This window comes from Limnohabitans rimovensis (SeqCode) (genome assembly GCF_965234775.1).
GTDB lineage: Bacteria > Pseudomonadota > Gammaproteobacteria > Burkholderiales > Burkholderiaceae_C > Limnohabitans > Limnohabitans rimovensis.
This window is the reverse complement of sequence record NZ_OZ248562.1, coordinates 1,276,086-1,288,129: the sequence shown is the minus strand read 5'-3', so window position 1 is coordinate 1,288,129 and position 12,044 is coordinate 1,276,086. Positions and strand designations below refer to the sequence as shown.

Annotated in this window: 11 protein-coding genes; 5 read left to right on the top strand and 6 right to left on the bottom strand. The window is 55.3% G+C overall.

The window, feature by feature from the left end:
• Nucleotides 1-74: 74 nt before the first annotated feature.
• Entirely contained in the window at nt 75-1,058 is a 984-nt protein-coding gene (locus AC8GFZ_RS06240) for a DNA cytosine methyltransferase (protein ID WP_506643408.1), read from the top strand.
• Here the strand turns inward: AC8GFZ_RS06240 and AC8GFZ_RS06235 are convergent.
• A complete protein-coding gene (locus tag AC8GFZ_RS06235; protein ID WP_506643406.1) occupies nt 1,050-1,694 on the bottom strand; it encodes an HNH endonuclease in 645 nt (214 codons plus the stop codon). The two genes, AC8GFZ_RS06240 and AC8GFZ_RS06235, sit on opposite strands and share 9 nt — an antisense overlap.
• 399 nt (nt 1,695-2,093) lie before the next feature.
• Between AC8GFZ_RS06235 and argJ the strand changes: the two genes are divergently transcribed.
• The 3 genes from argJ to AC8GFZ_RS06220 are packed head-to-tail and all read left to right on the top strand — an operon-like array spanning nt 2,094 to nt 4,712.
• Nucleotides 2,094-3,323: a bifunctional glutamate N-acetyltransferase/amino-acid acetyltransferase ArgJ gene (gene argJ / locus AC8GFZ_RS06230; protein WP_506643404.1), complete on the top strand. Its 1,230-nt coding sequence runs from the start codon at nt 2,094-2,096 to the stop codon at nt 3,321-3,323.
• 37 nt (nt 3,324-3,360) lie between these two features.
• Nucleotides 3,361-4,245: an ATP-binding protein gene (locus AC8GFZ_RS06225; protein ID WP_506643402.1), complete on the top strand. Its 885-nt coding sequence runs from the start codon at nt 3,361-3,363 to the stop codon at nt 4,243-4,245.
• Nucleotides 4,242-4,712 carry an NUDIX domain-containing protein gene (locus AC8GFZ_RS06220; protein ID WP_506643400.1) on the top strand — a complete coding sequence of 157 codons (471 nt, stop codon included), beginning with the start codon at nt 4,242-4,244 and terminating at the stop codon, nt 4,710-4,712. The genes AC8GFZ_RS06225 and AC8GFZ_RS06220 overlap by 4 nt, the downstream gene beginning before the upstream one ends.
• 13 nt (nt 4,713-4,725) lie before the next feature.
• On the opposite strand, the gene AC8GFZ_RS06215 is transcribed toward AC8GFZ_RS06220, so the two are convergent.
• From AC8GFZ_RS06215 to AC8GFZ_RS06195, 5 genes are all read right to left on the bottom strand, one after another.
• A complete protein-coding gene (locus AC8GFZ_RS06215) occupies nt 4,726-4,938 on the bottom strand; it encodes a DNA gyrase inhibitor YacG (RefSeq protein ID WP_506643398.1) in 213 nt (70 codons plus the stop codon).
• A 51-nt stretch (nt 4,939-4,989) separates the two neighbouring features.
• Entirely contained in the window at nt 4,990-5,742 is a 753-nt protein-coding gene (gene zapD, locus AC8GFZ_RS06210) for a cell division protein ZapD (RefSeq protein WP_506643396.1), read from the bottom strand.
• Between the two features lie 92 nt (nt 5,743-5,834).
• Nucleotides 5,835-6,467: a dephospho-CoA kinase gene (gene coaE, locus AC8GFZ_RS06205; RefSeq protein ID WP_506643394.1), complete on the bottom strand. Its 633-nt coding sequence runs from the start codon at nt 6,465-6,467 to the stop codon at nt 5,835-5,837.
• A gap of 21 nt (nt 6,468-6,488) precedes the next feature.
• On the bottom strand, nt 6,489-7,760 hold the full coding sequence (locus tag AC8GFZ_RS06200) for a type II secretion system F family protein (protein WP_506643392.1): 1,272 nt from the start codon (nt 7,758-7,760) through the stop codon (nt 6,489-6,491).
• Nucleotides 7,753-9,477 (bottom strand): GspE/PulE family protein, encoded by a 1,725-nt coding sequence (locus AC8GFZ_RS06195; protein WP_506643390.1) that lies wholly within the window; start codon nt 9,475-9,477, stop codon nt 7,753-7,755. The genes AC8GFZ_RS06200 and AC8GFZ_RS06195 overlap by 8 nt, the downstream gene beginning before the upstream one ends.
• Before the next feature lie 474 nt (nt 9,478-9,951).
• Here AC8GFZ_RS06195 and AC8GFZ_RS06190 point away from each other — a divergent pair, with 474 nt between their 5' ends.
• Entirely contained in the window at nt 9,952-11,916 is a 1,965-nt protein-coding gene (locus AC8GFZ_RS06190; RefSeq protein WP_506643389.1) for a secretin GspD/PilQ domain-containing protein, read from the top strand.
• Nucleotides 11,917-12,044 lie beyond the last annotated feature (128 nt).

The following is a 12,044-nucleotide window of genomic DNA, read 5'->3' as shown; positions in this document are numbered from 1 at the left end:
ATGTTTAGAGAGATACAATCTTGTATTGTATCCATTATAATAAGCTGTGCAAGCCTCTTTCAATCAACATTTTTATGTCTAAATTTACATCTATAGAGATATGTGCAGGCGCTGGTGGACAAGCTTTAGGATTGGAGATGGCTGGCTTTAATCATTTAGCGACAGTAGAGATAGATGCACATGCATGTCAAACACTTAGACACAATCGCCCGAAGTGGAATGTAGTTGAACAGGATGTGAAATCTTTCAGTGCTGAAAAATTTAATGGTGTTGATCTCTTTGCTGGTGGTGTTCCTTGCCCACCTTTCTCCTTGGCTGGTAAGCAATTAGGGAATTTAGATGATAGAGATTTATTTCCAGACGCACTAAGACTTATAGAGCAATGTAATCCCAAAGCTGTTTTACTAGAGAATGTACGTGGTTTATCCACTCCGAAGTTTGAAAACTATAGGGCTTGGATTTTACAAACACTTTCTAAGCTGGGCTACAAATCGGATTGGCGTGTATTGAATGCATCTAGTTATGGTGTTCCTCAATTGCGACCAAGATTTATATTGGTAGCGATTAAGGATGAATATGCTGAATATTTTACTTGGCCTAAGGGTGAAGATAAAGTTGTAACAGTAGGGGATGCACTTTTTGATTTGATTGCTGAAAATGGTTGGCAAGGTGCAGATAAGTGGCTAAATTATTCAAACAAGATTGCGCCAACACTTGTTGGTGGAAGTAAGAAGCATGGCGGTGCTGATTTAGGACCAACGAGGGCTAAGAGACAATGGTTAGACCTCAAGGTTGATGGTAAGGGAATTGTTGATGTAGGTCCTGGAAGTGACGCGCCTTTAGATTTCACTCCAAGATTAACATTGCGTATGGCTGCACGTATTCAAGGATTCCCTGATGAGTGGCATTTTTGTGGAAAGAAGACTTCTGCTTATCGTCAAATTGGTAATGCTTTTCCACCCCCAGTAGCAAGGGCTGTTGGCTTAGCAATCATCAATGCACTTAAGAAGAAAAAACAAAAGAGAACTATTGAAGACAATCTGTTTTGCTTAGTCTAAATCTTTACGAAGTAATTGGACAAAAAATGCTTCTAGTTGTTCGTCATTTAGTTGGTTAATTTTGGGATTTTGAGATAAATTTTTTGGTATGTTTATCAACAATTTTTTGCTTGATTTTTCGGGATAAGCCCAACTGCAAGTTTCGCAATTTAAGGTGCAGTCTTGGCATTGTCTGCGTTTGACAACATTGCATTCATTGCATATAGGTTGCCAATTTCTAAGCTCTTCACTTCCACCTCGAGTTAGTGGAACTCTATGATCTGCTTGGAGTCCACGTACTCCAGCTAAACTAAATTTTCCGCAGATGGAACAAGTGTGTTTTGCTTGTTCAAACATTTCTATCTTTTGTTTTGCTGTTAAGTAAGTTCTATTGATGATTTTTGAAATATTATTGGAATTTAGTCTCCAGCAATGTTCGCCATTAATCTGCTTTGTTTCCAAATCTAATCCACCTCTGTCTCTCAGTTCTCGTAGTCGTCGGTCAAAATATTTCTGATTTGTTAAGGTTAACAATTCACTACTTCTAACCCAATCTTTTGGGAAAATATTTCCACTATTCCACAGTCTCTTAAGCATTTTAAGCTTGACTTCGCTAAGATTTAAGTGTGAAATGAATGCGTCGAAATCGTTTTGCATATGCTAACCAAAAGCAATGTAGGTAGTAAATTCTAATTCATTAGTCTTTCTTTGTGTGTATTTGTTTTATGTCGTATTGCACTCTGTGCAATCTAATCCTATTAAGCTGTTGATTTAATGATTGATTTCCTGTTTAAAAATCATGTCAAAAAATCAATAAAACACAGAAAAGTTATACTCATCTTGTGTCTGATTATTGATTGAGAATAGTAATTCTTTAGCGTAGCTATGGTCACAGTGCAACCCCAAATCACGCTATGATTAAGCTATGGCAACTTTAGTGGATTGTTAGACAAATGTTTTATACTTGTTTTTTATCAAAAAAAATCTATATAAATCAATGCCCAATCTTTAGTCCGTGGAAATTCAAAAACTGCCACGGCAAGCTGGCTTGAAACAATGGCTGTGAATTTATTGCCCCCCCAGGCCGGTGATTTGCATCCGGTGGCTGGTTTGCGCATTGGGGTCGTCGAGGCTGGCGTGCGCAAAGCCAACCGCAAAGACCTCACCGTGTTTTTGCTCGACCCTGGCGCTGCCGTGGCCGGTGTGTTCACCCAAAACCGTTTTTGTGCCGCGCCTGTGCAGTTGTGCCGATCGCATTTGGCCAGTGGGCAAGGCATCCGGGCGCTGGTGATCAACACTGGGGTGGCCAACGCAGGCACCGGTGCGCAAGGTTTGTTGGATGCCCAAGCGGTGTGCTCAGCTTTGGCCGAGCAGCTCCACATCAACCCGCAACAGGTTCTGCCGTTTTCCACCGGCGTCATCATGGAACCGCTGCCCCACGAGCGCATCGTGGCCGGTTTGCCCGCTGCCATCGCGGCGGCCCATGCCGACCACTGGTTGCAAGCCTCGCACGGCATCATGACCACCGACACCGTGGCCAAGGCCTTTTCCGTGCAGGTCATGCTGTCGGGTGTGCCGGTGACGGTCACGGGCATCAGCAAGGGCGCCGGCATGATTCGCCCCAACATGGCCACCATGCTGGGCTTTGTGGCCACCGATGCCTGCATTGCCCCTGGTTTGATGGACGCACTGGCCCATGATTTGGCCGAGGCGTCGTTCAACCGCATAACGGTCGATGGCGATACTTCGACCAACGACTCTTTCATCGTCATGGCCACCCAGCAGGCCAAGCACCCGACGGTCACCGATTGGGCTTCAACCGATGGCCAGGCCTTGCGCAGCGTTTTGATGCAGGTGTCACGCCAATTGGCCCAGGCCATCGTGCGCGATGGCGAGGGGGCGACCAAATTCATCACCGTCACCGTCGAGGGTGGGCGCGATGCGGCCGAATGCCGCCAAGTGGCTTATGCCATTGCCCATTCGCCCTTGGTGAAAACCGCATTTTTTGCCAGCGACCCGAATTTGGGCCGCATCTTGGCGGCGGTGGGCTATGCCGGTATAGCTGATTTGGACCAAGCCCACATTGATTTGTATCTGGACGATGTGCAAGTGGCCGTGAACGGCGGGCGCAGCCCCAGTTACCAAGAAGCCGATGGCCAGCGCATCATGAAGCAATCCGAAATCACGGTGCGGGTGGTGCTGGGTCGCGGTCCAGCCACCGACACCGTGTGGACCTGTGACTTCAGCCACGAGTACGTCACCATCAACGCCGACTACAGAAGTTGAGCGCCTGCAAGCTGCAGGTTTTTACGAGCGCCTTTTCATGAACGATAAATTTGATGCCCTGGTCGAGCGTTTGCACGCCTTGATGGACCGGGTGGAGTTGGTCCTTCCCCGCCCCTTGTCGGCGCCCGATTGGTCGGCCAGCGTCGCCTTTCGCTACCGCAAACGGGCCAGTGGCCATGGTGCCTTGGAGCCGGTGGCGCATGTCGCCCCTTTGAGGCTGGAAGACCTCAAAGAGATCGAGCCGCAAAAAGAAAAAATCCAGCAAAACACCGAGCAGTTTGTGCAAGGTTTGTCGGCCAACAATGTGCTGCTCACGGGGGCACGGGGCACGGGCAAATCGTCACTGATCAAAGCCTGCTTGAACCACTATGCGCCCCAAGGCCTGCGCCTGATCGAAGTCGACAAAGCCGACCTCACGGATTTGCCCGACATCATGGACCTGGTCGCCCACCGCCCCGAAAAATTCATCATCTATTGCGATGACCTGAGCTTTGAAGATGGCGAGTCCGGCTACAAAGCCCTCAAGTCCATTTTGGACGGCACCGTCTCGGCGGCGTCTCCCAATGTGTTGATTTACGCCACCAGCAACCGCCGCCATTTGCTGCCCGAGTACATGAAAGACAACCTCAGCTACACCCACACCGAAGACGGTGAAGTGCACCCAGGTGAGGTGATTGAAGAAAAAATCTCCCTGTCCGAGCGTTTCGGTTTGTGGGTGAGTTTTTATCCATTCACCCAAGACGAGTACCTCACCATCGTGACCCAATGGTTGTCCGCTCTGGGCGTGTCGCCTGCGCTGTTTGAGGCGGCGCGACCCCAGGCCTTGGTGTGGGCGCTCGAGCGCGGGTCGCGCAGCGGCCGTGTGGCGCACCAATTTGCCCGCGACTTTGCGGGTCACCACGTGGGGCGCAGCGCGGCGTGACATCCCCCTTGGTGGCCGACGCATCGCTGGCCCGTGAAGGTGGGCCCGAGCGGCCTTTGGTGCAAGTGGCCGTGGGTGTGCTGATCAAAGCCGACGGCCTTTTTTTGCTCACCTCACGCCCGCCTGACAAGGTGTACGCGGGCTACTGGGAGTTCCCAGGGGGCAAGCTGGAGGCCGGCGAAAGCGTGGCGCAGGCGCTGGGCCGTGAGTTGGAAGAAGAACTGGGCATCCGCATCAGCCAGGTTGAGGCCTGGCGCAGCACCCAAGTGGACTACCCCCATGCCTGGGTGCAACTCAACTTTTGCAAAGTCTGGGCCTGGCAAGGAGAGATGCAAATGCGCGAGGGGCAAACCTTTGCATGGCAGTCCTTGCCCGTGCAAGTGGCCCCGGTGTTGCCTGGCACGCTGCCTGTGCTGCAGTGGTTGGCCGAAGAACGTTCCCACCTTGGGCCGACCCACCAGGGGTAGGCGTTGCCACGGCTCACTGGGGCAAGGGTGGTGCGGGCAAGTTGCTGGGGTTGTCGAAATCGTCGCTGGGGGTGTCGTCAGGCAGGCGATGTTGCTCGCTGGCCCAGGCGCCGAAGTCGTGGTTTTTACAGGCCTTGGAGCAAAAAGGCCGGTAGGGGTTGGACGGGGCATACAAACTGTCCCCGCCGCATCCCGGGCATCTGACGGTGCGTGATTCCATCCCCATGCTGTGCCGAACGTCTGCCTGAATGCCTGAGTCAATGCGCCGTTGACGGGCTCAGACGCACAAGGCCACTTCGAAGGTGACGTCTTGGTTGCTTGCTTGCATGCGACCGGCCTCATCGGCCTTCATCATGCGCACCCAAATCATCAAACGATTGCCGCTGATTTCAGGGATCAGGCCATGTTGCGCGTCTAAGCGCAAGCGCATCAGCTGAAAGCGTCCTTGGGGCAGGGCTTGCTGAAACTGGCCCGCAGCAGCCACCACTTTTTGGGTCATGCCGTTGTCGCGCAACAAGCGCAGCAACAAGTTAACGGCATTTTGCAAGGGGCGCAGGCTCTCACCCCATTGGCGCAGGTCCTGACAGCGTTGTGCGCTCGGGTGTTGCTGCCACGCATGGTAGAAGGGCAAGTCAAAGCCACAGGTGCCACCTGGGATGCTGGAGCGGTTGCGCAAACTCGACAACCATTCGTTGTCGGTCACCGCTTGACCGATGCGCCCCGACAACGACTTGAGCAACTCCAGGTGCATATCGAGTTCGGCGATGACTTCGTTCAATGCCCCTTCAGATACCGAGGGGTTGCCCCGATAGGATAAAAACTGCTGGCGATTTTTTTCCAGGTCTTTGAGCACCTCGGTTTTGAGGTCGGCCCGGCCGCCCACATCCACCAGTTCAAACAAGGTGGTCAGGGCAAAGTGGTGGTCAACGGCGGACTCACGGGTGATCAATTCGTCGAAACGATGGAACAAATGCTCCAGCCGCAAGTAGGTGCGGACTCTTTCGTTGAAGGGGTGCTCGTAGAGGATCACTGCGCGTCATTTCCAGGCGCAATCATAACCTTGTCCGACAGGGCCAAATGGGGCCCTGGCCGCTGTTTTTCAGTGGCGCGGGCGCATTTCGGTCACGCCGAATCCCGTCCTGGGGTGGGCAAGCCCCACTGGCGGGCGAGTTGGGCCACCGCTGCTTCAAAGGCATCCAGCCCCAGGCCCTCATTGAGGATCAGCCAATCGGCCGCGGCCTGCCTTTGGGCCCGCGTGGCCTGGGCTTGAATGACCGCAAGAATTTGCGCTCGCGGCCAGCCATTGCGCGCTTGGACCCGGGCGATTTGGGTGTCTTCGCTGCAATCGATCACCAACACCCCATCCACCCGCTCGCGCCAGCGCCCCGACTCCACCAGCAAAGGGATGTCAAACACCAGCACCCGGGATCCAGCGTCCAGGGCCGACTGCGCTTGTCCGTCGATTGCTGCCTTGACCAAGGGGTGGACGATGGCTTCCAGTTGTGCTTTGGCTTTGGCATCGCTGAAGGCCAGCTCGCGCATGTGTTGTCGGTCCAGGCCGCCTTGGGCATCGATCACCGCGTCGCCAAAGGCCGCACGCAAAGGTGCCATGGCGGGGCCACCCGGGGCGGTGACCGAGCGGGCCACAGCATCGGCATCGATCACAGCGGCACCCAATTGGGCCAGCACTTGGGCGGCGGTGCTTTTGCCGCTGCCAATGCCGCCCGTCAAACCAATGCGCCACACTTTGTCCATGCGCGCAGTCTAATGCAGCCCTCAAAGCACTTGGCCGAGCTGAAAAATGGGCAGGTACAAGGCCGTCACCAAGCCGCCAATCAAAACGCCCAAGACCACGATCACCGTGGGTTCCATCAGCACACCGATGCGTTTTTGCAGCCATTGCACCTGTGCTTCGTGCATGCGTGCCACTTGCATGAGCATGTCATCCAAGCGGCCAGAGGCTTCGCCCACCGCGACCATTTGCACCACTTGGGGCGAGAACAACGGGCTGTATAAGCCCTCACGCCAACTTGCCGCGTTCAAGCTGCTGCCGTGTTCCAAAGCGTGGGCCAAGGCGGTTCCGGTCATCACGTCCGAGCGCACCAAGGCCAAACTTTTCTCATAGCAAAGATTGCCGCTGGCTTTTGCACTGATGTCCAAGGCCTCGGGCAAAGAGACACCGGCTTGCATCAAGCTGGAAAGCGTGCGCGCCCAGCGCGACACACAAGCAAGTTGCACCAACTGCCCCCATATCGGTAAAGCCAAGGCCAGTTGTGCCAGGGTCCATTGCCCCTTGGGGTGGTGGCGCAGCCAATGGCGCAGCGCCATCCCCAGCGCGATCAATGCGGCGGTCAGTGTCCAACCATGGGCCACCCACCAACGGCTCAAGGTCAACACCATTTGTGTGGGGGCGGGCAGCTCCGCACCCATCGAGGTGAAGATGCTTTCAAAGGCCGGCACCACCCACGCCAGCATGATGGCCAACACCACAACCGACAACACCAGCACGGCCAGGGGATAGGTCAGGGCCGACTTCAAGGCCTCGCGCAGGCCCAGGTCGCTGTCCAAACTTTGCGCCAGCTCAGCCAAAATCACATCCAGCTGGCCCGATGCTTCGGCCGCCGCCACCATCCCCAAATAAACCGGCCCAAAGCAGGCGTGTGTTTGCATGGCTTGGTGCAGGCTCACGCCACTTTCCACCTGGGCCATCAAATCTTGTGCAACGGCGCGCATGCTCGGGTGTTCGGTGGCGTTGTCCAGCAGTTTCAAGGCGCTCAACAAAGGAATGCCGGCTTGCACCAAGGTGGCCAGTTGGCAGGTGAAGCGGGCCACCTCCTTGGCGCGCGCTGGTCGGGGCGCTTGGGGCTGACGCTTGCGCTGGATGCGGATGGGCCGGATGCGCTGCGCATGCAAATGCGCTTCGATGTCAGCGCGTTGCAGGGCTGACATTTGGCCGCTTTGGTCTTGCCCCTGCGCATCGCGGCCCGTCCAAACAAACCAAATCTGTTGTTCTGGTGCCTGTGGCGCAGGCGGCTGGGGCCTAGACATGGGTGGCCCCCAACACCTCTTGCACAGCGGTGACGCCGCTGAAAACTTTGAGCCAACCGGATTGGCGCAATGTGCGCATGCCCTCGCGTTGGGCTTGGGCCGTCAGGGTGTGAAGGTCTTGGGCTTGCACCAGCAGCGTCGCCAGGGAGGTGCTCACTGGCATGACCTGAAAGATGCCGACCCGCCCCATGAAGCCCTCCAGGCATGCACCACAACCCACCGGTTGATAAATCGGTCGGTCGGGCTGAAGGTCGCTGGCAAAACCCGCCTGGGTCATGGCCGCGGCGCCCAAGCCCAGCCGATCAAACTCGGCGCCCAGGGTGGTGGGTCGCTTGCATTGCGCGCACAAACGGCGCACCAAGCGTTGCGCCGTCACCAGGTGGACGCTGGCAGCCAATTGAAACGCTTCCACACCCATGTGCATCAAACGGTACAGCACGCCCGGGGCGTCGTTGGTGTGCAGCGTGGTCAGCACCAGGTGCCCGGTTTGTGCCGCTTGCAAGGCAATGCCGGCGGTGGTGCGGTCGCGGATTTCGCCCACCATCAACACATCCGGGTCTTGCCGCAAAAAAGCCCGCAGACCGGTGGCAAAGTCCAAGCCTGCGCGCTCATTCACATTCACTTGGTTGATGCCTGGCACCACCATTTCACACGGGTCTTCGATGCTGGCAATGTTGACGTGGGCTTGGTTGAGCACGTCCAAGCATGCGTACAGCGACAGGGTTTTGCCAGACCCTGTGGGACCGGTGACGATGATCATGCCGCCCGTTCGGCGCAGTGCTTGGTGGATGTGTGCCAAGTCATCGGCCTCGTAGCCGAGCGCCGCCAATGCGGGTCGTTGCTGATCGCCCAGAAGGCGCACCACCAACTTCTCGCCATGCAAAGTCGGCAAAGAGCTGACCCTCAAATCAAAACGCCGCCCTTGCACCACCGCGCCAATGCGGCCATCTTGCGGCAAGCGCTTTTCTGCAATGTCCATTTGCGCCAAGACCTTGATGTGCGACAGCAGGCGCAGGCGCAAATCAGCGGCCGCGCTGGGTATGGGTCGCAACAGCCCATCGACGCGCAAGCGCACCTGAAAGCCGTTTTCCAGCGACTCGATGTGGATGTCAGACGCCCGCCATGCCACGGCTTGCGCCAAGATGCGCTGCCAATAGGCCACCGCATCGCCATCTTCTTCGGGCTCTACGGGTGCGGCTTCGCTCACCGCGTGGGCCTGTGACGCCGGATGATAAAAATCCAGCATGCGCTCGAGCTGATCGACATTGGCCACCACCCATTGCACCTTGCTGCGCAAGGCCTGCTCCATGGATTGGCGCGCCAGGGTGTCAGACGGGTCGGCAATCGCCACCACCACGGCGTTGTCTTTGCGTTCGATGGGCATGGCCCAGAGCTGTCGACAACGTGTGGAGTCGACCAATTGACGCGGCACTTTGCGCGGATTGATCTCTTCCAAATCCTGCCAGGGCAACTTGTAGGCATTGGCCAGCAAGCGGCACAGGGCCACCGCATCGATGAACCCAGTGCGCACACAGGCCTGCACCATGGGCCCAGCCTCACCCGACAAGGCTTGGGCTTGCGCTGGGTTGATGCGCTTGTGTTGGATCAGCAGTTGCAAAACCGGGTGCGCCAAAACTTGGCGGGTTTTGGTCAGGCCCTGCGGGTGGCTGCTTGGCGCGGTGTGTGCGCGTGAAACAGAATTTGGCAACTCGCTCATGCAATTCCCCCGTCTGACGGTTGTGGTCAGTGGCGCCTTAGAACTGCTGGTCACCTTTTGAAACATTTTCTACAGCACAGATTAAAAGCACAAGCGCCGTCTGGGCAGGGTTTGCACCTGGTGAACAGCTTGTGGCCATGGTTTTGATTTTTCACCGTCGACCCTTGCAAAAATGCCCTCTGGCATTTTTCAACCAGCGTTTGGTTCAAGGTGTTTGGCGTGCATGGGGTTGACAAAACTTTTCGCTGAACTTGCTTTCATTGATGAGAAGGGTCAACGTACTGACAGGTTTTTTGACCATGTTCCCGGTTCAGTCAATGGCCATTCAGGTATGGATCCCCATGAAATGCAGCCCAATGGACGCAAAACACACGAACCCTCATATGTTTAGCGCCTACAAAAAATTTTGAGTTTTTTGCAATAAATAATTTAATTATCGATTTATCATCCGCAATTCTGAAATTAGGTAAAACCATGAAATTCAATTTAAAACTCAACAAATTCAACATGTTATTGCTCGCCGTGGCGATGACAGGTTGCTCTTCGATGTCGGGGAAAAGCACCAGCAGTATTTGGGATGGTTTTGGCAAGAAAGCAGAGACGACTGAACTCAGCCGCACCCAAGCCTTGATGCGCGCCGGTGCCGAGTATTTAGAAAAGGGCGACTTGGACAATGCCCAAACGGTGTTCAATACTGCATTGAAATTTGACCTCAAAAACGCGCCCTTGCACTTTTTCAATGCGCTGACCTACCAACTCAAATACGAAAAGGGTGACGCCGATAGCTATGCCTTGGCCGAGGCAGGCTACAAAACTGCAGTGGGTCTGGACTCGACTTTGGATGTGGCCCATTTGCAGTTGGGGCGCTTGTACATGTCCTCCAAAAAGTTCACCGAAGCTAAGAAATCTTTTGCCTTGGCCGTGGACGCCAAGGTCAAAGCCCCGCAAGAGGCCTTGTTTGGCATGGCCCAGGCCAGTCTGTATTCGGGCGACGCAGCCACCGCAACCTGGGCCACGGCCGAGTTGGACAAGCTGGCGTGGAAAGATGCGCGTTTGTACCGCATGAAGGCCTTTCAAGCCGCGGTGGCCAAAAAGCCCGAGTTGGTCAAAACCATGCTGGCCCAGTACACGGCCATGGAAGGCAACAAGGACGAGGCCCGCTATGTCAGCGGTCGCTTGGACCAATTGCTGGCCACCAAAACATCGTTCCGCCCAGGTTCAGATGTGATGCTGGCCCAAGCCAAAACCGACGACGCCAAGCCTGAGGCCAAAGCAGACGCCAAAGAAGAGGCCAAGGACGACAAAAAAGCGGATGCGGGAGACCCCAATCAGCGCAAAAACTGGTTCCGTTGTGACCTGCGCCCAGGCCCCGTGTTCGAAAAAGACGCGGTGCCCATGAACAAAACGTTTGAGTTGCCAGCCAACGAAGAAAACATCACCGCACCCACCTTGCCCGCGCCCTGTGCCGGAGAGAACCCACCGGTGGCCATCATCGAAGTGACCATGATCCGCACCGAAGAGTCACTGCAAAAAAGCTTTGGCATCAATTTGATGGATGGCTTGACCTTGTCCAAGTCCCTGAGCTTTTCCGCCATGGGTGACACGGCCAACCAGGCCACCCAGTCGGCCAACAACCTGACCAATGCCGGCACTTTGGCTGCAGATGCGACAGGCGCAGTGACCGGTGGCTTTTTGAGCTACAACCTCAACATTGCCAACTCCCTCTACACCAAGAACGAGGTGATTGCCCGCCCCACCTTGTCGGCGATTGACCGCTTGCCGTCGATCTTTTTCAGCGGTGCCACCTACTCCATCAAGGTGGGCGGTGTCAACTCAGCCACCTTGGTCGACAAACCCGTGGGTGTGGCCTTGTCGGTCACGCCCACGTTTTTGGAGGATGACAAAATTTTGCTGTCCATCCGCGCCAGTCGTTCTTTCATTGAAGAAACGGCCAACTCCAACGTGGCGCTGATGCAAACCCGCAACGCCGTCAATGCCACGGCCCTGGTGACTTACGGCCAAACCTTTGTGCTCAATGGCTTGGTCGAACGTGAAATCGATTCCATGTCCAATGGTGTGCCGTTTTTGCAAGACATCCCCATCTTGCAATACTTCTTCAAGCGCTCGGTGACCTTGGATTACAACCGCCAAATTCTGACTTTGGTGACGGTGCGCAGATTGGTCGATTCGGACGACTCCATTGCCAAAGCCAAAAACAAAACTGGACTGATGTCGTCGCACAAAATGTCCGACCAGGTGCAAGAGTACCTGGACCTGCAAAACAACAAGCCGGTGCTCGACGAGGTGCTGGCCGGTTTGCGCGCAGACAATGGGCTGTACACCAAGCTTCGCCAGCGCGACTTGATCCAAGAGTCTTATGGCTCCAAAACCATGATCAAGCGACTGATCGAGGACATCAAGGACATGGCTTATTTCTAAGCATGCCTTCCATTGCCCGGGTCCGTGATGTCACGGGTCTCCATGGGGATATCTTTCAGGGCCTGACTTCACGGGTGGGAAGGGGAGGGGCAGATGCTTCAATGCGTGGCATGGTGAGGCTTTCAAGC